Raw genomic sequence first — 18379 nt, forward strand, 5'->3', positions numbered from 1 at the left:
CATTAGCAAAATGCCGAGATAGGCGAATTACCGTAGCCACGTCGCTACTATCCGCGACGTGGCTATATCGAATGAGTTGTGGGCGCAGGCCCGGGTCGCCGCACCGGCGCCGCCCAGGCCGACGTCGACCAGGCCGACGTCAACCGGCCCACGGTCCTTCCGCGGCGACATCGAGGGCATGCGGGCAGTGGCCGTGCTGCTGGTGCTCCTCGGTCACGCCGGAGTGCCGTACCTGCCCGGCGGTTTCGTCGGTGTCGACGTGTTCTTCGTGATCTCCGGCTTCCTCATCACCGGCCTGCTGCTTGAGGAACTCGACAGACGTGGACGGCTCTCGCTCACCGACTTCTACGCCCGACGAGCGAAGCGTCTGCTCCCCGCCGCCGCGACCGTCCTCATCGCGACACTGGTCCTGACCTACTTCTTCCTGCCTCGTGGCCGCTGGTCGGCCACCGCCTGGGACGTCATCGCCAGCGCCTGCTACGCCATGAACTGGCGGATGGCCGGGCAGTCCGCCGACTACGTGGCCGCCAACGACGCCGCGAGCATCGCCCAGCACTTCTGGTCCCTCGCCGTCGAGGAGCAGTTCTACCTGGTGTGGCCACTGCTGCTGATCGCCCTCGGGTGGTTCGCCCGCCACCGCCGACGTGCCGGCCGCGGCCTCTACCTGCTCGGGTTGGCGCTGATCGCGGTCCCCTCGTTCGCCTGGGCGCTGTACGTCTCACCGACCGATCCGTCGGCGTACTACGTCACCACGACCCGGATGTGGGAGTTGGCCCTCGGCGGCGCCGTCGCCGTCACGGCGATCTGGTGGGGCCGGTCACCGCGCTGGGTGGCAGTCCCGCTGGCCTGGGCCGGGCTGATCGCCGTCGGCGCCTCGGCCGCGCTGATCACCACGGAGGCCGGTTTCCCCGGCTACGCCGCGCTCGGCCCCACCCTCGGCACGGCCACGGTGATCGCGTTCGGACCGGCCGCCGGCCGCGCCGGTCCCGCCCTCCTGCTGGGTCGGCAGCCGTTGCGCTACGTCGGTGGGATCTCCTACTCGCTGTACCTGTGGCACTGGCCCGTGCTGGTCGCCGCGCAGGCGCACTTCGGTGACCTCGGCGTCGGCCCCGCGCTCGCCGTCGTGGCCGCCTCGGCGATCCCCGCGGCGCTCACGTACCACTTCATCGAGAACCCGGTCCGCCGGTCACCGACCCTCGCCGACCGGCCATCCGCCGCCCTGCGCATCGGCGCCGTCTGCACCTGCGCGGCCGCGCTCGCCGGCCTGACCTTCCAACTGGCCATTCCGACGACGACGGGTACGGCACCCTCGTCGGTCATCATGGGTCAGGTGCCCGGAGGGTCCCCGCAGGCGGCGCCGCCGGCCGCGCCGGGCGCCGCGGCGCTCGGCAACTCCCCCCGAACCAGTCGGGCCGGGGTGCCCGTCGACAAGGTCGCCTCGATCATTCCCGACCCGGCGCGGGCGGCCCGGGACGCGCCGCTGTTCCAGGCGACGAAGAGTTGTCACGTGACGCTGGAGTCCGCGACGCCGGAGGTGTGCGTCTACGGGAAGATGAACTCGGCGACCACGATCGCGCTCGTCGGTGACTCCCATGCCGACCACTGGGTCCCCGCCATGCGGCTGGCGGCGGAGACCAACGGGTGGCGCCTCGCCACCTACACCAAGGGCGGCTGCCCGTTCCTCACGGCGGAGATCTCCCTGAACGACCGGCCCTACTCCGCCTGCACGGAATGGAACAGGAGGGTCCGGCAGACGCTGCTCGGCCCGGGTCGCCCCGACCTGCTGGTCGTCACCAACGCCGAGTACCCGGTCAGCGGCGAGCCAGCCTCGAAATGGCGGTCGGCGCTGGTCCGCGAGCTGCGCAAAACGTGGAGCGGCATGATCGCGGAGAAGGTTCCGGTGGTGGTGCTGCGGGACACGCCGCTGCACCTGATGGACATCGCCGAGTGCGTGTCGAAGAACCCGAACCGCCTGACGAAGTGCGCCACGGTCCGGTCCGAGGCCCTGGGCCGCGGGGGCGGTCCGGCCCAGGAAGAAGCGGCCGACGGGCTCGCCGGCGCCCACCTGATCGACCTGAACGACTGGATCTGTCCCGCGGACCGGTGCGCCCCCGTCATCGGAGGAGTGCTCGTCTGGCGCGACGCGCACCACCTGAGCGCCACGTACTCGGCGACCCTCGCACCCCAGGTGGGCGCCGCGCTCAGGCCCGTGCTCGCCGAGCTGTGACCCGCCGGGCTGGTCCGGTCCTCATCGTTCGGGAGGGGCCTCCAGCCCCTCCCGGTCGGCCAGCTCCAACAGCGGCTCCAACGAGTGCCGGTCGCCGTCCAGGCCGGCGTGCGGGTCGCCGTGCTCGGCGAAGCGGGCCGGCACGGACCGCACGTCGAAGTCCTCCGGTCGGGCGTCGTCCAGCTCCGCCCAGGTCAGCGGCGCCGACACCAGGGCCTGGGGCGTGGGCCGGATCGAGTACGCCGAGGCCATCGTGTGGTCCCGGGACATCTGGTTGTAGTCGACGAAGACCGGGCGGTCGCGCTGGTCACGCCACCAGGTGGTGGTGACCAGCTCCGGCAGCCGGCGCTGCATCTCCCGGCCCAACGCGAGCACCGCCCGACGGCAGTCGCCGAAGCTCCACCTCGGCTCGATCGACAGGTAGACGTGCAGGCCCCGCCCCCCGGTGGTCTTCGGGTAGCCGGTCAGCCCCAGCTCGGCGAGGAACGCCCGCACCTCCCGGGCGACCGGCACCACCTGGTCGAACCCGACGCCGGGCAGCGGGTCGAGGTCGATGCGCAGCTGGTCGGGTCGTTCCACGTCGGCGGCGGTGACCGGCCACGGGTGAAACCGCAGGGTGCCCAGGTTGGCCGCCCAGATCACCACGGCCAACTCGCTCGGCGCGACCTCGTCGGCGGTCCGGCCACTGGGGAAGGTGATGTGCGCGGTGCGCACCCAGTCGGGCGCGCCCGCCGGCAGCCGCTTCTGGTAGAAGGCGTCGCCCCGACTGGTCTGCCGGGTGGCGATCATTGCGCCCTCGAAGACGCCACGCGGCCAGCGTTCCAGCATCGTCGGCCGGTCCCGCAGGGCGCGCAGGATCCCGTCACCCACGGACAGGAAGTAGCGGACCACATCCAGCTTGGTCAGCCCGCGCTCCGGGAAGTACGGCTTGTCCGGGCTGGAGACGCGGACCAGCCGCTCCCCCACCTGAATCTCCTCCGCCACCGTGGCCACGCCCCCGAGCGTACGGCTCGGGGGCGGGCCGGCGGGTTACCGGCGGGGAACCAGCGTGGCGGTTTGCTGCGGCAGCTCCTGGGTCTGGCCGCCGACCTGCGCCGGCGGCGTCGCGGGCGGCTCCTCGGCCACCGCGGTCTGCTGCTCGGCAGGCACCCGCTGCGACGACCGGCGGGCCACGAAGCCCGGCGTCCAGTCCTTCAACCGCAGCGCCGGCCGCTCGACCAACTTCCAGGACAGGAACGCGGCGGCGAAGGCGACCGCCACCGACATCGCGGCGAACGGCACGTAACCCCAGCGGCTCCAGCCGAAACTGGTCATCACCTGCTGGAACATGAACCCGTAGATGTAGATGCCGTACGAGTAGTCGTTCTTGCGGCCCACCCAGTGCAGCTGGCGCGGCATCCGCACCGACAGCCAGACCAGCAGGTACGCGAACGCGGGCAGCCCGATGACGAAGAAGCCACCGACGAGCAGGGACAACCCGAGCGCCAGCGCCGAGCCGATGCCCAGCGCGTCGTTGATCGGCACCCGCTCCCGGTAGAGGTCCAGGGTCGCGCCGAAGGCGAACAGGAAGCCCAGGTAGACGATGTAGTGGAAGCTCATCGAGCCGACCAGCGGCGAGTCGAAGGCCCAGCTCGCCGTCGACGCCGGGCCACTGATCCGTCCGGAGCTCACCCAGTCCTGCAGGATGCTCAGGTAGAGCGCGACGGTCAGGAACAGCACGAACCGGCGGGCGTTGCGCAGCACGGCGGTCGCGGCCAGCACGCCCACCACGACGTAGCAGAACATCTCGTACTTGAGCGACCACAGCGCGCCGTTGAAGACGCTGGTGTGGGTCTTCACGCCCCACGGGGTGGTCTGCACGAACAGGTCGTGGATGCCGTACTGGCGGACACCGGTCCACCAGTTGGCCCGCAGGTAGGCCAGCGGGCCACCCCGGTCCCAGGCGTTGTCGAAGAAGCCGGCGGTGCTGCCGTGCTCTCGCAGCGTGACAAGCGGGGCGACCACCAGCGCCGTGACCAGCAGGCAGACCCAGAGACCGGGGAAGATCCGCAGCGCCCGGTGCCAGGCGTAACGGATGATGCCGGTACGCCGAGCGCTGCGGGTGATCAGCAGGCCGGACAGCACGAAGAAGCCGTACACGGCCATGGTGCCGACGTTGGTCTGCCGACCGGTCAGGTAGTAGCCGAGGTCGTTGGCTCCGAAGCCGAGCGGCTTGGAGTGCGACAGCACCACCCCGACGGCGAGGCAGAGCCGGATCAACCCGATGCCGTTGCTCCGGCCGGAGAGCAGGTCGGCCAACGTGCCGCGGGACCGGATGAGAGCGGGGGTGGTCATGCGGTCAGGCACCTCTCGGCATCAGGCGGGCACCTCGGCGCCGGCGTGCTCCCACAGCTGCTTCATCTCGGTGTGCAGGTCATCACTCGGCGACCAGCCGAGCACCTCGGCGGCCAACCCGACGTCCAGCCGCTGCCAACTGGTCTCGGCGGGGCCGGTCTGCTCGGCCTCGACCAGGTCGGTCGGCACCTCACTGACGTCGATGAGGAGCCGGACCATATCACGCGCGCTGGCCGCCACCCCCCGACCAATGTTGATCACGCGGCCAGGCGCGTCGGGGCGGGTTGCGGCCAGTTGCACGGCGGCGACCACGTCACTGAGACCGATGAAGTCACGCCGGGAGCCGAGCGGAGCCAGCTCCAGCCGCGCCCGCTCGCCGGCTTGCTGGGCGTCGCGCAGTCGACCCGCGACCACCCCGAGCAGGCTGTGCCCGGGCTGACCGGCACCGATGACGTTGCCGACCCGCAGCGTGACGCCCTCGATCAGACCCTGCCGGTCCGCCGCGGTGACCGCCTCGGTGCAGCGCAGCTTGAACTCGCCGTACGGCATCACCGGCGCGGGGGTCAGCTGCTCGGGCATCGAGGTGTCCACCGGGACCAGCCCGTACTCGTGCACGCTGCCCATCTGGACCACCCGGACCCGCCCCGGCAGTCGGCCCGCGGCCTCCAGGAGCCGCTCGACCAGTGTGACGTTGACGGCGAGCATCTGCGCCTCGGTGAGGCCCCACATCCCGCCCGCCGCATTGATCACCACGTCCGGGTCGAGGTCACGCAGCACCGCGGTGATCTCGTCGACGTCGGCGGCGGCCAGGTCCAGCGCACGGACCACGACACCCGGGCCGATCGTCTTCGGGGTACGCGCCACGGCGACCACGGCGTGACCCTGGTCGGCCAGCGCGCGGCAGATCGGGCGGCCGAGGAAACCGGTGCCGCCGAGCACCACCACCCGTACGGGCGGTGCGGCGTCCTCCGCCGCACGTCGTGGTCTGACGGTCATGGCGTCCCCCTGGCTGTCGTCGGTCATCGGCCCGGCCCGAACGCGTGCCGGGACAGGCTGCGTACGCCCGACATCTTGCCCGAGCGGACCGCCGTCGGCAGCAGGGTGATGGCGTGCAGGCGGGACGAGGTGTAGCTGCGGGCCGCGCGGGCCGCCCGGGGCCAGCCCTGCTCGTCCATCCGCCGGGCGACGTCGAGGAAGAACGCCCGCGCCTCGGTGAACCGGGAGCCGTTGACCGCGTCGGCGGCGGACTTGCTGACCGCGTGCCGCCGGTACTGGAAGCAGAGGGTGTTGTCGACGGCCATCTGCTCACCACGCTGGATCAGGTCGATCACCAGGGCCAGGTCCTGGATGACCTGGAACTCCTCGCGGAAGTCGACGGCCTTGAGCGCGTCCGTCCGCCAGCAGATCGACGGGAAGTAGAACCAGCAGCCCCGCAGCAGGCTGGCCGCCAGGTCCTCACCGCCCATCAGCTCGCGGGAGCCGATCCGGGGGGCGTAGATCCGCCGCTTCGCCTCGTCGACGATGGTGTTGACCACCGTGCCGTTGGCGTCGATGATCTCGACCCCCGGCTGGACCATGCCGACGCCCGGGTACTGCTCGATCACCGATCGCACGGTGGCGACGTAGTTGGGGTGCATGATGTCGTCCGTGCCCATCATCACCAGGTACTCGTGCTCGGCGAGACCGACGCACTTGCGGTAGTTGGCGGTGATCCCGAGATTGTGCTCGTTGCGCTGGTAGGAGATCCGCTCATCGTCGATGCCCGCGAACCACTCGGGCACGCCCGGCTCGGTGCCGTCGTCGACCACGGTGAGACGCCAACCAGGGTCACTCTGCGCCATCACGCTGCGCACCGCCGCCTGCATGAGGGGCACGCTTCCGTAGTACGGCAGCATAATGTCGACAATCATTGGGTCGGTAGGCCTCACTGTGCGTGGTGAAAATGCTCGACGGGCGCGGCCACATTATCAGGCCCACCCCCGCGATCGGCCAGCGCCGAACCGGGCGGCGCGCCCACCCCGACCGCACCGATCACGGTCCGACGCCGGCCCGCGCGGGCGCTATCATCGTCGCGCCCCGTAACCCCGCCCCCGATCGGACGCCGATGTCGAACCGCGCCGTCGCCACGGACGCGCAACCCGCGCAGACCGACGGGGAGAATCCGCCCCTGCCCGCCGGGCCGGACCGCCAGGCGGTCCCCCTCGCCCGCCGGCTGGCGCTCAGCGTCTGGTTCTGGCCCACTGCGTTCGCCGCCCTCGCCGTCGGGTGGCGGCTGGGCAGCCCGGAGATGTGGCACGACGAGCTGGTCACCATCGACGTGGCGACGCGCTCCACCGGACAGATCCGGAGCATGCTGGCGAACGTCGACGCCGTGCACGGGGCCTACTACCTGTTCATGCACGCCTGGACGATGCTGTTCGGCACCGGCCCCATCGCGGTACGTCTGCCGTCGGCGCTGGCCATGACCCTGGCCACCGCCTGCGTGGCGCTGGCGGGGCGGCGGCTCTTCGACCACCGGGCGGGTGTCGCCGCCGGGTTCGTCTTCGCCCTGGTGCCCACTGTCACCCGGTTCGGGCAGGAGACCCGTTCGTACGCCTTCGTCGTCCTCGCCGCGGCGGCGGCCACCCTGTTCCTGCTCCGCGCGCTGGAGCGGCCCGGGTGGCGGCGCTGGGTGGCGTACGCGCTCGCGGTGGCCGGCATCGGCCTGGTCAACGTGGTGGCGCTGACCCTCCTGGTCGGGCACGGCACAGCCGTTCTGATCGACTGCCTGCGGCAGCGCCGCTGGTGGTCGCTGGCCTGGTTCCCGCTCGCCGCCGTCGGTGGGGTGGCGATCGCCGCGCCGGTGATCCTGCGGGGCATGAAGCAGGCGGGCCGGCAGATCAGCTGGATCCCGGACAGCTCGCCCTGGACGGTCTGGGAGCAGGCGTACGGCTCGACGCTGCTCGCCGTCGCGGTGACCGCGCTGGCCACGGCGGGTCTGCTGACCCACCTGCGCCGCGACGCCGTGGGCCGGACGCTGAGCGCGACGCTGGTCGCCGTGCTGCCCGTGCCGGTGATCCTGCTGGCCTCGACCGGCGAGATCAACTACTTCTTCTCCAAGTACCTGCTGTTCCTGCTGCCGGCCTGGGCGGTGCTGGCCGGCGCGGGGATCGCCGCGCTGCGCCGTACCCCGCTGGTGGCGGCGGGGCTCGTGGTCGTCGCCGCGCTGTCGGTGCCCGGTCAACTCACGCTGCGCGGGGAGTACTCGCACGGCTGGTACACCTACCCGCGGGCACGTGCCTTCGAGCCACTGTCCTACTCCCAGGCGGCCGGGGTCATCGATGCCGGCTACGAGCCCGGTGACGGCCTCGTCGTGGGCGGCGTCTGGTGGTGGATGACCGAGCCCGGAGTGCGGTACTACCTGCCGGCGGACATCTCCCTGCGCAACGTGTTCCAGAAGCGGACGGCGGCCCAGCGCGACGAGCTGTTCGGCGCGGACTGCGGCGACCCGGCGAGCTGTCTGCGCGACGAGCCGCGGCTCTGGTTGGTGGTGCCGACGGTCACCGACGCACCGCTGACCGGGCTGTCGAAGGAGCCGGCCGCCCTGCTCGGCGAGCGTTACCAACTGGCCCAGCTGACCCACGTGACCGGGCTGACCGTCGCCCTGCTGCAACGGCGCGGCTGACCGGGTGCGGTTACCGCCTCCGGCGCCCGGGTAGGGGGTCGGCATGGCGGAACTGGCGACGCTCTGGATCATCCGGCACGGTGAGAGCACCGCGAACGTGGCGGCGACGCACGCCGAGGCATCCGGGGAGGAGCTGATCGGGCTCAGTCACCGCGACGCCGACGTGCCACTCTCCTCCACCGGTGCGGAGCAGGCCCGCGCGACCGGTCGGTGGTTGACCGGGCTTCCCCCGGACCGCCGGCCGGACGTGGCGGTGGTCTCGCCGTACCTGCGCGCGGTCTCCACCGCCGAGTTGGCGCTGCACGACACCGGGGTGCCGATGAGCCGGGACGAGCGGCTGCGCGACCGGGAGCTGGGCATCCTCGACGGCTTGACCGGGCACGGGGTGCGCCGGCGGTACCCCGACGAGGCCGAGCGGCGGGCCCGGCTCGGCAAGTTCTACTACCGTCCGCCCGGCGGGGAGTCCTGGACCGACGTGGCGTTGCGGCTGCGGACGCTCCTCGGCGACCTGCGCCGCGACCACGAGGGTCAGCGGGTTCTGCTCTTCGGCCACGACGCGCTGGTCTTTCTGCTGCGCTACCTGGTGGAGGGACTGACCGAGCCGGACCTGATGGCGCTGACCCGCGAGCACGTGATCGCCAACTGCTCGATCACCGACTGGTCCGCCGACGCGCGCGGCCGAATGACACTTGGCGGATTCAACGAGGTCGGCCACCTGCGGCGGCAGGGCGCCCAGCCGACCAGGGAGGACGAGATCAATGCCGAACCGGTCTGAGGTGAAGGTGATCACGCCGGGGCTGCTGCGGGACTGGGCGCTGCCGGTGCCGGCCGGTGGGAAGGAGAGCCGCGGCACCGTCCTGGTCGTCGGGGGCTCCCGCTTCACCCCCGGTGCGGTGCTGCTCGCCGGGGTGGCCGCGCTGCGCGCCGGGGCCGGGGTGCTCCAGCTCGCCGCCGCCGAGTCCACCGCCGCCACGCTGAGCATCGAGGTGCCCGAGGCGCTGGTGGTCGGCTTGCCGGAGACCGCCGACGGCGCTGTCGCCGCCGACCGGAACGGCCAGCTCGGCGAGTTGGTCGCGCAGGCCGACGTGGTGGCCCTCGGGCCCGGGCTGAAGGCGATCGACGAGACCAACCAGTTGCTGAGCCTGGTCCTGGACGCGGCCCGGCCGCAGACGTCACTGGTGCTCGACGCGTACGCCCTCGGTGCCCTCAGCCACGCACCGGACCTGCTTGTCGGCTCGGGCCGACCCGTGGTGCTCACGCCCAACGTCACAGAGGCCGGGCACCTGCTCGGGCGGGATCCGGGCGACGACCTGGACGCCGAGGCGGCCGAGCTGGCCGACCGCTACGAGGCGGTCGTCTCGTTGTACGGGCACGTGGCCGCCCCGGACGGGCGGGGCTGGCGGGAGGAGAGCGGCGACGCCGGGCTGGGCACCTCCGGCAGCGGGGACGTGCTCGCCGGGTTGCTGGCGGGGTTGCTGTCCCGGGGCGCCGACCCGGCGCAGGCCGCCTGCTGGGGCTCGTTCGCGCACGCGGTGAGCGGTCAGCGCCTGATCCCCCGGTACGGCCGGATCGGCTTCCTCGCCCGGGAGTTGCTCGACGAGATCCCCGGAACACTGTCGATGGTCTGATCGGCCGATATCTGCTGTTTCCGCATTTGACCCGCTGGGTACCGGATTCACACCACACGAGATCCAGGGAGGTCATACCCGTGTCGACCGATGCCATCGTCCTGCTCAAAGAGGACCACAAGGAGATGCGCCGTCTCTTCAAGGCCTTCCAGGATGCCGAGGAGGGGCCGGCGAGCCAGCGGCAGAAGCTGGTGAACCAGATCCTGGAGGCCCTCACCGTGCACACGTACCTCGAGAACGAGGTCATGTACCCGGAGGTCCGCCGCCTGCTGCCCGACCTGGAGGACGACATCCTCGAGTCGTACGAGGAGCACCACGTGGCGGACGTGCTCTGCGCCGAGTTGGCCAGCATGGACGCCACCGACGAACGCTTCAACGCCAAGACGACGGTGCTGATCGAGAACGTCACCCACCACGTCGAGGAGGAAGAGGAGGAGTGGTTCCCGAAGGTCCGCGACGCCCTGGGTCGCAAGCAGTTGCAGGAGATCGGCGAGAGGATGATCGCGCTGCGGGCGGACGCCCCGCGTACCCCCACCGCGCCGAAGGCGATCAAGAAGGCGATCGACGCGGTGACGGCCTGAGGCCACCGCTCACACGCAGGGGCCCGGCATCATGCCGGGCCCTTCCGTGTGCACCCCGCGGTCAGCTACCCGAACCCGGCTCGGCCATGTGCCGGTGCTGCTCGGACTTGAGCTTGTCCGGGATGATCTTGCCGGCCGCGGTCTGCACCTTGTTCAGCAGCGAACCCGCGGTGACCGTCTGATCGCCCTTCATCAGCGCCTCGAAGCCCTGCGCGGCGACCTTCGCCGGGTCGTCCTTGGGGCCCGAGCCGACCCGGGTGTCCTCCATCTCGGCCCGATCGAAGAACGCCGTGTCGGTCGGGCCGGGCATCAGCGCGGTCACCGTGACGCCGGTGTCCTTCAGCTCGTTGCGCAGCGCCTCGGCGAAGGACTGCACGAACGACTTCGAGGCGTTGTACACGGCCTGGAACGGCCCCGGCATGGTCGAGGCGATCGACGAGGTGAACAGCACCCGACCCGCGCCCCGCTCGACCATGCCGGGCAGCAACCGCTTGGCCAGGTGCACCGTCGAGCGCACGTTCAGGTCGACGATCTCCAACTCGTCGCGCAGGTCGGTCCCGCCGACGAAGGCGCCGCCAGCGCCCCGGCCGGCGTTGAGCGCCAGCGCGTCCACCGGACGCCCGGTGGCGGCGATCGTCGACGCCAACTCCTCCACGCCCTGCTCACGGGCCAGGTCGACGCGGACGGGCTGGACCTGCGGGCCGCCGTCGCGGCGCAGCTTCTCGGCCGCCGCCGAGATGCCGTCGTCCTCGGCGACCACGACCAGGTCGAAACCGTGCTCGGCGAACTGCACGGCCAGCTCGTACCCGATTCCGCTGGACGCTCCGGTCACCACGGCGAGCGGCCGGTCGGCGGTCGGTGTGGTCATGATGGGTACTCCTCTCCTGCGGGTGGCGTACCCGCTCGTCAGGGGGTGCCCCCACATCGGCCGCCCAACCCTTCCGGGGCGTGGCGTACGGAGGTCGCCCGGGACGGCCCAGGCCGGCCCGGTAGGATCGGCGCGGGCCGTTACTGGCGCGTGGGGATGGACAACCATCGGGGAGCGGCCCCGTCACGAGGACGTTTGCCGAGCGCCTGGGCCTTCCCGCACGTCTGTTGGAGGTCGCATGTCGCACAACGCCGAGTCCACCGCATTCCGTAGTGCCCTTGAGGTGATCCGGGCCGTCGAACCGCGGGTTGCCGACGCCATCGGCGCCGAGCTGACCGACCAGCGGGAGTCGCTCAAGCTCATCGCCAGCGAGAACTACGCCTCCCCGGCGACCCTGCTGGCCATGGGCAACTGGTTCAGCGACAAGTACGCCGAGGGCACCGTCGGCCGCCGGTTCTACGCCGGCTGCCAGAACGTCGACACCGTCGAGGCGCTCGCCGCCGAGCACGCCCGGGAGCTGTTCGGCGCTCCGCACGCGTACGTGCAGCCGCACTCGGGCATCGACGCCAACCTGGTCGCCTTCTGGGCGGTGCTGGCCGACCGGGTGGAGTCACCCGCGCTGAAGAAGGCGCAGGTCCGCCAGGTCAACGACCTCACCGAGGCCGACTGGTTCGCGCTGCGCCGCGAGTTGGGCAACCAGCGGATGCTCGGCATGTCGCTGGACGCCGGCGGCCACCTCACCCACGGCTTCCGGCCGAACATCTCCGGCAAGATGTTCGACCAGCGCAGCTACGGCACCGACCCGGCGACCGGTCTGATCGACTACGACCGGGTCGCCGAGGCGGCCCGCGAGTTCAAGCCGCTGATCCTGGTCGGCGGCTACTCGGCGTACCCCCGGAAGGTGAACTTCCGGATCCTGCGGGAGATCGCCGACTCGGTCGGCGCCACCTTCATGGTCGACATGGCGCACTTCGCCGGCCTGGTCGCCGGCAAGGTGTTCACCGGCGACTTCGACCCGGTGCCGCACGCGCACATCGTCACCACCACCACCCACAAGTCGCTGCGCGGCCCGCGCGGCGGCATGGTGCTCTGCCAGCCGGAGCTGGCCGACCAGGTGGACCGGGGCTGCCCGATGGTGCTCGGTGGTCCGCTGCCGCACGTGATGGCCGCCAAGGCCGTCGCCCTCGCGGAGGCCCGCCGCCCCGACTTCGCCGACTACGCCCAGCGCATCGTGGACAACGCGCACGCGCTCGCCGAGGGGCTGCTGCGCCGGGGCGCGAAGCTGGTCACCGGTGGCACCGACAACCACCTGGTGCTGATCGACGTGTCCGGCTACGGGCTCACCGGCCGGCAGGCCGAACAGGCGCTGCTCGACTCGGGCATCGTCACCAACCGCAACTCGGTCCCGCAGGACCCGAACGGCGCCTGGTACACGTCCGGCATCCGGGTCGGCACCCCGGCGCTGACCACCCGGGGCCTCGGCACCGCCGAGATGGACCAGACCGCGGAACTGATCCACACCGTGCTGACCCAGACCACGGCCGGCGCCAACGCCGACGGCACCCCGTCCAAGGCGAAGTACGTTCTCGACGCCGACCTGGCCGACAAGATCGCCCGTCAGGCGACCGACCTGCTGGCCCCCCACCCCCTCTACCCGGCCATCGACCTGGCCTGACGGCTCGTCCGGGCGGGACGCGGCACCCGCCCCACTGGGCGACATACCGCTGAGTCACTGTCACGACTCAGCGGTATGTCGCTCCTCGGAGCAACGGCGAGCCAGGCCGCGCCTCAGGCCAGGGGACGCTTCAGGTGGTAGCGGTGCACCTCGGTGCTGCCCTGGACGTTGTTCACGTCCTCGGCGGCGGAGACCAGCTCCCACCCCTCCCGGCCGGCGAGGTTGAGGTGCGCGATGGCGGTGTCACCGTAGGCGGTGATGTCCTTGCGGGACCCGTCCGGGGCGTACCAGACGAACGAGACGTGGAAATTGCGGCCCTGTCCCTGATAGCGGCGGACGAGCAGGGCGTACTCCCAGGCAACCATGCGGCCCATTATGACCGTCCACCCAGGACGACGGTACGCCGACCGTCGCGCATTGCCATCCGATGAACGCGGTGTGTCAGCCGGCCCGACGGCCGCGTCGCGGTCAGCGGGTGAGCCCGATGAGGGTGGCGAGTCGGGCCACGCTGGCGGCCGCGGGTCCGCTGTGGGCGATCTCGGCGATGAGGGTACGAGCGGCAGGCCGGTAGCGAACTTCGGCGGGTGCGATGGTGTCGGCGTCGGCCAGGGTGTACCCGGCAGCGGTGAGGTCGCCAGCCTGGAGGTAGGCGCGTGCGGCGTCGATGAGGTGGGCCGCGCGATGTTCGGCGGGTAGCAGTGGCCAGTCGTCGCGGCGGATGGCCTGCTCGTGGCGGTACACGGCTTCGCCGGCGTCGCCACAGTTCAGGGCGGTGAGGAAGCGGGCCAGCAGCACGCCGATCGGGCCGAACGCGGTGTGGTGGGCGTCCTCGGTGCCCGTAGGCCGGCCGGCCAGTGCGGCGGCGTGGTCGATCAGGTCATCGGCGCGGTGACCGTCGCCGCAACCGGCAGCGGCCAGCGCGGCCTGGAGGAGCAGCGTTCCGCGTACCCCATCGTCGGCGGCCGTGCCCACGGCGGCGACGGCCGCGGTAAGGGCGAGCCGGTCGCGGCCCAGAGCGCGCAACGCCTGCGCGACAGCGATCGTGGCGGCACCGGTGCGGACGGGGTCACCGGTACCGGCGGTGACGGCCCGGTCGGCGGCGAGCCAGGCAAGGTCGGCCTCGCCGAGCTTGACGAGCACCGAGGCGGTGATCCGGTACGCGGACACCAGCAGGCCGGGTATGGCGTGGGCGGCATCGAGCAGAGCGGGCAGCGCCCGGAGGAGTTGGGCGTAGTGGGCGTGCTGGTAGGCGAGCCAGGCGTGCTCGACGCTCCTCTCAACCTCCTCGACGGGCACCGTGCGGGTGGGTCGTTGGTGATAGCGAGCCAGGGTCGCGCGAACCGCGTCGATGCCGTCCAGGCCGGTCGCCAGCGTCGGTGGCGGCTTGCGGGGGTCGAGCAGGACGGCCGGGTCAACGCGTAGCACCCGGGCGATCTCCTGGACAACGGAGTAGCGGTCCAGGCTGCGCACGCCGCGTTCGACCTTGTCGACCCAACTCTTCGACTTGCCGAGCCGGTCGGCGAGCATCTGCTGGGTCATCCGGCGGCGCAAGCGCCAACGAGCCACCCGCCGCCCCACCGGCTCGTCGCGCTCCAGCACCGGCCGGGTCACCGGTCCCGCTCCTGCGACAGCGCCTGGGTGGGCTGACCACAGTGGGGACACCACCTCGACTTCACCCGAAACGCCAGCAACCCGAGCAGGAACCCCGGCACCAGCCCACCGAACACCATCGCCGCCACCACTTCGGAAACCACGAGCACCTTCACCTCCTGACGCGCCTGTCGAGCGCGCCTGAGCGGCCGTTGCCTGCTCACCTGCTGTGTCATAGGGTCTACTCGCAGTAAACGGGCACCCCGTGGCGTCGGCTAGTCGCATCGCTCAGCGGGGGTGTTGAACGCGTGGAACGCGAATCCAACGTGAAGGGCCGGCGAATGGCGCGGGCACCAAGGCAACGCAACGAGAAACTGCTGGCCCTTGTTGAGGAGTGTCAGTGGTCGTACAGCGCCTGCGCGGCGGCGGTACGGGCTGTTGCCCACGAGCACGGCAACCCGCTCCCCTCCTGCGACCGATCCCACCTCGGACACTGGATCGCTGGTGTGAAGCCCGGCGCGAGGACCGCCCGCTACCTGGCCGAGGCGATCTCCCGCAGGCTCGGTCGCGTCGTCGATGCGCGCGATCTCGGGCTTGTCGTCGGCGGTAGCCTGAAGCCTGACCCAGACGGCTTGGATTGGTGGGAGCACGACCCGGCCACTGATCTCCTGACGCTCGGGAGAGCCGACTTGGAGCGACGAGCGTTCGGGCTGACCGCCTTATACTCGCTGGCCGCGCTCGCGGTCCCCCTTGACTCCTGGCAGAACATCGTCGACCGGGGCCGGCAGGCTCGGGGCGGGGGCGCAGCAGTAGGCCGCCACGAGATCGATGCCGTGCGGGACATGCTCGCGGTGTTCAGCAAGGCCGATGAGCGGTTCGGCGGAGGTCACGCGCGGCTCGCCGTGGTCCAGTACCTCACCTCCGATGTCGCCGGCTACCTCCAAGGCCGCTTCGCGTCGGATCACGATCGCCGAGCCATGTTCAGCCTCGCGGCCGAGCTGGCCTACCTTTCCGGCTGGAAGGCGTTCGACTCATCGCTGCACGGGCTGGCCCAGCGCTACTACCTTCAGTCGCTGCGGCTAGCGAACGAGGCTGACGACCGCGCCCTCGCCGGCTTCACGCTCCGCGCGATGGCGCACCAGGCTGTCGACCTCGGCCACGGACCGGAAGCCCTGCAACTCGCCAGTTCGTCCCTCGAATGGTCGAAGGGCAGGGCAACCCCGGCGGCGACCGCGCTCTTCACCATCCTCACCGCGCGGGGGTACGCGGCAACGGGTGACACGGCCCGCACCACGGCGGCGGGCGCCGCGGCAGAAGTCCACCTCGCGAACGCCTCCCCAGACGACGAGCCAAGCTGGATTCGGACCAGCGGGTTCACCGAGACATCCCTCGCCAGTCAGGTTGGACAGGCCCTCCGTGACCTGGGCGACCTCCCTACAGCCGAAACCGAACTTCGCCGTTCGATCGCCACCCGGAACACCGAGGCGTACCGGCGAATCCACACGCTCACGCTGGCCAACCTCGCCGATGTCCAGTGCGCCCGAGGGCGCCTCCGCGAGGCGACCGAGAACTGGAACCACGCCATGGACTCCATGACCGGCGTCCAGTCCGGCCGCGCCACCGTTGCGGTCCGGAACATGCGAAGCCGCCTCAGCAGCTTGGGTCCCCGCCTACCCACGTTCGCACAGCAACTGGACCAACGGGCAGCAGCCTTCCTGCACTACCAGAACTCTCCGAGATCCAAGTGAGTTGAGCGCTCACGGCTCTTGGAAGGGCTGCCGGCCCCGGTGTAAACGAACCTGAGGGAATGATGCACCGACGGATGTTCCTCACTCTGCTCGGTTCCGCTCTGACGTCACCAGCGCACGAGTGGATGATCGCCCAGCCGCCAGACGACCTCGCATCGACCACCGGCCGCTCCCTGTCCGGCGATGTCGTCGATCACCTGGACACGGTGACCGCCAGCCTGCGACGAATGGACGACCACCTCGGCAGCGGCCAAACCTTGGGCCTGGTCCGCCAACACCTGAGCACGGTGGTCGAGGTGCTGCGAGACCGTAGCTACACGGACGCGGTCGGCCGGCGCCTGCACGGCACCGCCGGTGAGTTGTTACGCCTCGCCGGATGGCTCTCCTTCGACGACGGCCACCACACCCAGGCACAGCGGTTCTGGATCGCCGGCCTGTACCAGGCCAACGCGGCCGGTGATCGCGGCCTCGGCGCGAACATCCTCGGCTTCATGTCCTGCCAGGCCAAAGATCTCGGTCAGCTCCGCCAGGCCGTGACCCTCGCGGAGACCGCGCGGGCCAGCTACCCGGCTACGAGCCCCAAGGTGGGGACGATCCTCGACCTGCGAGCTGCCGAGGCGTACGCCAACAACCGGTCGGTGACCGACACCCGCCGTGCACTCGACAACGCCTTCAACAGGTTCACCGACAGCCAGCCCGAGCACGGCGACCCCGACTGGTCTTATTGGATCAACGAGGCGCAGGCCCATGCCCAGGCCGGCTACTGCTTCGTCAAGCTCGAAGACTGGCCACGCGCTCGGGACCATCTGCGGGCAGCACTGCGGCTACAGAGCAACGAGTACACCCGCGAGGGCGCACTACGTAACGCGTTGCTCGCGACCACGTACGTGCAACAGGAGCACCCAGAGTTGGATAAGGCGCTCGCCCTCGGCGACCAGGCCGTACAGACCCTGACCGGGCAGGTCACCTCCGCCAGGTGCGTCAAGCACGTCCGCAACCTGTTGGACGCGCTGACCCCGTACCGCCGCACCCCCACCGTGCGCCGGTTCTGTCAGGACACCCGGGACCTCGTCGCCTCCTGAGCGGTGCGGAACGTGCTCGGGGCGTTGAGTGGTTCGCGCGCGCTAGCTCGGCTTGATGCTGGCGAGTTCGACGAGCAGCTGAACCAGCCGGTATGCCTCGGCGAAGTCGGCGGCGTGGAAGGCGACCGTCCGGCCGCCGCCGACGCGGGCCACACCTGGCACCAGGGTTGCGAGGTCGACCATGTAGGGGCCGTACAGGTCGACCTCCACGTCCAACGGTCCGGCCACCCTCACCGGGGCGATCGAGGCACGCCGGGCGACGGCATCGGCGGCGGCCTTGCGCAGCCGCTCCCGCGCCTCCTGCGGATGCAGGGCCACCGCGGCGGCCTGGCCCAGGGCCTGCTTGACGGCGACAGTGACTGCCGACGGCGCCAGCTCGCTCAATTCCGAGCAGGCGGTGTCGTCTCCGCTCAGCAGCACGACGGGCACGTCCAGGTGCCCCGCCATGGCGGCGTTGAGGCCGATCTCGCCCAACGATCGTCCGGCCACCCGTACGTCCAGGATGGCGTCACTTATCGTGTGCGCCAGCACGGCGGGCCCGGCACCAGCCCGAGCGTGATAGCCGACCAGCAGCACCGCATCCGTGTGCTCGTCCAGCCCGGCGAGCATGCCCAGCGGGCGGGGTTTGCCGCGCACGAGGTGAGCACGCCGGTCGAGGTCCTCCGGCAGCATGTTCCGAAACGTTCCGTGTGCGTCGGCGACCCACACCACCGCGTCGGGTTCGGCATCGAGAACCCCGGCGATCACCGCGTTGGCCTCGGCCGTCATCAACGCCCGGCCGCGCTCATAGTCGTACCGGTCCGGATTCGTCTCGGCGGGATGCACGATCCCCGAGATGCCTTCCAAGTCCACGGAGATCAGCGCCTTCATGACTGAGGACCCTACGCGATCTCGGCCTCCTCGCTGCACGCGACGACTCGGACCGACGCCCGTGATCACGTGATGAAGAGTAGGTCAGGGACGGTCCTGACAACTGTCTTTC

Annotated in this window: 17 protein-coding genes and 1 riboswitch; of the genes, 8 read left to right on the top strand and 9 right to left on the bottom strand. The window is 71.0% G+C overall.

The genetic code is table 11. The annotated features are described in order from the left end of the window. Nucleotides 1-58 precede the first annotated feature (58 nt). Nucleotides 59-2227 (top strand): acyltransferase family protein, encoded by a 2169-nt coding sequence (locus ABZU25_RS18555; protein WP_355030573.1) that lies wholly within the window; start codon nucleotides 59-61, stop codon nucleotides 2225-2227. Between the two features lie 21 nt (nucleotides 2228-2248). On the opposite strand, the gene ABZU25_RS18560 is transcribed toward ABZU25_RS18555, so the two are convergent. From ABZU25_RS18560 to ABZU25_RS18575, 4 genes are read right to left on the bottom strand one after another with little or no spacing between them, the layout of a single operon-like run. Continuing rightward, on the bottom strand, nucleotides 2249-3220 hold the full coding sequence (locus tag ABZU25_RS18560) for a DNA primase small subunit domain-containing protein (RefSeq protein ID WP_355030574.1): 972 nt from the start codon (nucleotides 3218-3220) through the stop codon (nucleotides 2249-2251). A 36-nt stretch (nucleotides 3221-3256) separates the two neighbouring features. Then, a complete protein-coding gene (locus ABZU25_RS18565; protein ID WP_355030575.1) occupies nucleotides 3257-4561 on the bottom strand; it encodes an acyltransferase in 1305 nt (434 codons plus the stop codon). A 21-nt stretch (nucleotides 4562-4582) separates the two neighbouring features. Next, nucleotides 4583-5557, bottom strand: coding sequence for an NAD(P)-dependent oxidoreductase (locus ABZU25_RS18570; RefSeq protein WP_355030576.1), 975 nt, complete (start codon nucleotides 5555-5557; stop codon nucleotides 4583-4585). 23 nt (nucleotides 5558-5580) lie between these two features. Then, the gene (locus ABZU25_RS18575) at nucleotides 5581-6471 is read right to left on the bottom strand and encodes a glycosyltransferase (RefSeq protein ID WP_355030577.1); all 891 of its coding nucleotides are present in this window, start codon (nucleotides 6469-6471) and stop codon (nucleotides 5581-5583) included. A 194-nt stretch (nucleotides 6472-6665) separates the two neighbouring features. On the opposite strand from ABZU25_RS18575, the gene ABZU25_RS18580 reads away from it, so the two are divergent. From ABZU25_RS18580 to ABZU25_RS18595, 4 genes are all read left to right on the top strand, one after another. Then, entirely contained in the window at nucleotides 6666-8225 is a 1560-nt protein-coding gene (locus ABZU25_RS18580) for a glycosyltransferase family 39 protein (RefSeq protein ID WP_355030578.1), read from the top strand. Between the two features lie 43 nt (nucleotides 8226-8268). Continuing rightward, nucleotides 8269-9000, top strand: coding sequence for a histidine phosphatase family protein (locus tag ABZU25_RS18585; protein WP_355030579.1), 732 nt, complete (start codon nucleotides 8269-8271; stop codon nucleotides 8998-9000). Beyond that, on the top strand, nucleotides 8984-9853 hold the full coding sequence (locus tag ABZU25_RS18590; RefSeq protein WP_355030580.1) for an NAD(P)H-hydrate dehydratase: 870 nt from the start codon (nucleotides 8984-8986) through the stop codon (nucleotides 9851-9853). The genes ABZU25_RS18585 and ABZU25_RS18590 overlap by 17 nt, the downstream gene beginning before the upstream one ends. An 80-nt stretch (nucleotides 9854-9933) precedes the next feature. Continuing rightward, entirely contained in the window at nucleotides 9934-10434 is a 501-nt protein-coding gene (locus ABZU25_RS18595) for a hemerythrin domain-containing protein (RefSeq protein WP_355030581.1), read from the top strand. A gap of 61 nt (nucleotides 10435-10495) precedes the next feature. Here the strand turns inward: ABZU25_RS18595 and ABZU25_RS18600 are convergent, their stop codons facing one another. After that, a complete protein-coding gene (locus ABZU25_RS18600) occupies nucleotides 10496-11302 on the bottom strand; it encodes an SDR family NAD(P)-dependent oxidoreductase (RefSeq protein WP_355030582.1) in 807 nt (268 codons plus the stop codon). A 129-nt stretch (nucleotides 11303-11431) separates the two neighbouring features. Beyond that, a riboswitch (ZMP/ZTP riboswitch) is annotated at nucleotides 11432-11521 on the top strand. Between the two features lie 19 nt (nucleotides 11522-11540). On the opposite strand from ABZU25_RS18600, the gene ABZU25_RS18605 reads away from it, so the two are divergent. After that, nucleotides 11541-12977: a glycine hydroxymethyltransferase gene (locus ABZU25_RS18605; RefSeq protein ID WP_355030583.1), complete on the top strand. Its 1437-nt coding sequence runs from the start codon at nucleotides 11541-11543 to the stop codon at nucleotides 12975-12977. 113 nt (nucleotides 12978-13090) lie between these two features. Here ABZU25_RS18605 and ABZU25_RS18610 read toward each other — a convergent pair whose 3' ends face one another. The 3 genes from ABZU25_RS18610 to ABZU25_RS18620 all read right to left on the bottom strand — a co-directional run bounded on the left by ABZU25_RS18610 (nucleotide 13091) and on the right by ABZU25_RS18620 (nucleotide 14737). Next, entirely contained in the window at nucleotides 13091-13351 is a 261-nt protein-coding gene (locus ABZU25_RS18610; RefSeq protein ID WP_355030584.1) for a hypothetical protein, read from the bottom strand. Nucleotides 13352-13445: 94 nt separating this feature from the next. Beyond that, on the bottom strand, nucleotides 13446-14588 hold the full coding sequence (locus ABZU25_RS18615; protein WP_355030585.1) for a helix-turn-helix transcriptional regulator: 1143 nt from the start codon (nucleotides 14586-14588) through the stop codon (nucleotides 13446-13448). After that, nucleotides 14585-14737 carry a hypothetical protein gene (locus ABZU25_RS18620; protein ID WP_355030586.1) on the bottom strand — a complete coding sequence of 51 codons (153 nt, stop codon included), beginning with the start codon at nucleotides 14735-14737 and terminating at the stop codon, nucleotides 14585-14587. The genes ABZU25_RS18615 and ABZU25_RS18620 overlap by 4 nt, the downstream gene beginning before the upstream one ends. 336 nt (nucleotides 14738-15073) lie before the next feature. Here ABZU25_RS18620 and ABZU25_RS18625 point away from each other — a divergent pair, with 336 nt between their 5' ends. Both ABZU25_RS18625 and ABZU25_RS18630 read left to right on the top strand, forming a co-directional pair. Further along, nucleotides 15074-16315: a Tat pathway signal protein gene (locus ABZU25_RS18625; protein ID WP_355030587.1), complete on the top strand. Its 1242-nt coding sequence runs from the start codon at nucleotides 15074-15076 to the stop codon at nucleotides 16313-16315. A 59-nt stretch (nucleotides 16316-16374) separates the two neighbouring features. Beyond that, complete coding sequence (locus tag ABZU25_RS18630) at nucleotides 16375-17397, top strand: hypothetical protein (RefSeq protein WP_355030588.1); 1023 nt, start codon at nucleotides 16375-16377, stop codon at nucleotides 17395-17397. Nucleotides 17398-17439: 42 nt separating this feature from the next. On the opposite strand, the gene ABZU25_RS18635 is transcribed toward ABZU25_RS18630, so the two are convergent. Then, entirely contained in the window at nucleotides 17440-18267 is an 828-nt protein-coding gene (locus tag ABZU25_RS18635; protein ID WP_355030589.1) for a M55 family metallopeptidase, read from the bottom strand. Nucleotides 18268-18379 lie beyond the last annotated feature (112 nt).

It is taken from the genome of Micromonospora sp. NPDC005215, assembly GCF_040607915.1.
Lineage (GTDB): Bacteria > Actinomycetota > Actinomycetes > Mycobacteriales > Micromonosporaceae > Micromonospora.

Coding starts and splice junctions, on each gene's coding strand:
- ABZU25_RS18565 (WP_355030575.1), bottom strand. CDS start 4,561: ATGACCACCCCCGCTCTCATCCGGTCCCGCGGCACGTTGGCCGACCTG.
- ABZU25_RS18570 (WP_355030576.1), bottom strand. CDS start 5,557: ATGACCGTCAGACCACGACGTGCGGCGGAGGACGCCGCACCGCCCGTA.
- ABZU25_RS18575 (WP_355030577.1), bottom strand. CDS start 6,471: ATGATTGTCGACATTATGCTGCCGTACTACGGAAGCGTGCCCCTCATG.
- ABZU25_RS18580 (WP_355030578.1), top strand. CDS start 6,666: ATGTCGAACCGCGCCGTCGCCACGGACGCGCAACCCGCGCAGACCGAC.
- ABZU25_RS18585 (WP_355030579.1), top strand. CDS start 8,269: ATGGCGGAACTGGCGACGCTCTGGATCATCCGGCACGGTGAGAGCACC.
- ABZU25_RS18590 (WP_355030580.1), top strand. CDS start 8,984: ATGCCGAACCGGTCTGAGGTGAAGGTGATCACGCCGGGGCTGCTGCGG.
- ABZU25_RS18600 (WP_355030582.1), bottom strand. CDS start 11,302: ATGACCACACCGACCGCCGACCGGCCGCTCGCCGTGGTGACCGGAGCG.
- ABZU25_RS18605 (WP_355030583.1), top strand. CDS start 11,541: ATGTCGCACAACGCCGAGTCCACCGCATTCCGTAGTGCCCTTGAGGTG.
- ABZU25_RS18610 (WP_355030584.1), bottom strand. CDS start 13,351: ATGGGCCGCATGGTTGCCTGGGAGTACGCCCTGCTCGTCCGCCGCTAT.
- ABZU25_RS18630 (WP_355030588.1), top strand. CDS start 16,375: ATGATGCACCGACGGATGTTCCTCACTCTGCTCGGTTCCGCTCTGACG.
- ABZU25_RS18635 (WP_355030589.1), bottom strand. CDS start 18,267: ATGAAGGCGCTGATCTCCGTGGACTTGGAAGGCATCTCGGGGATCGTG.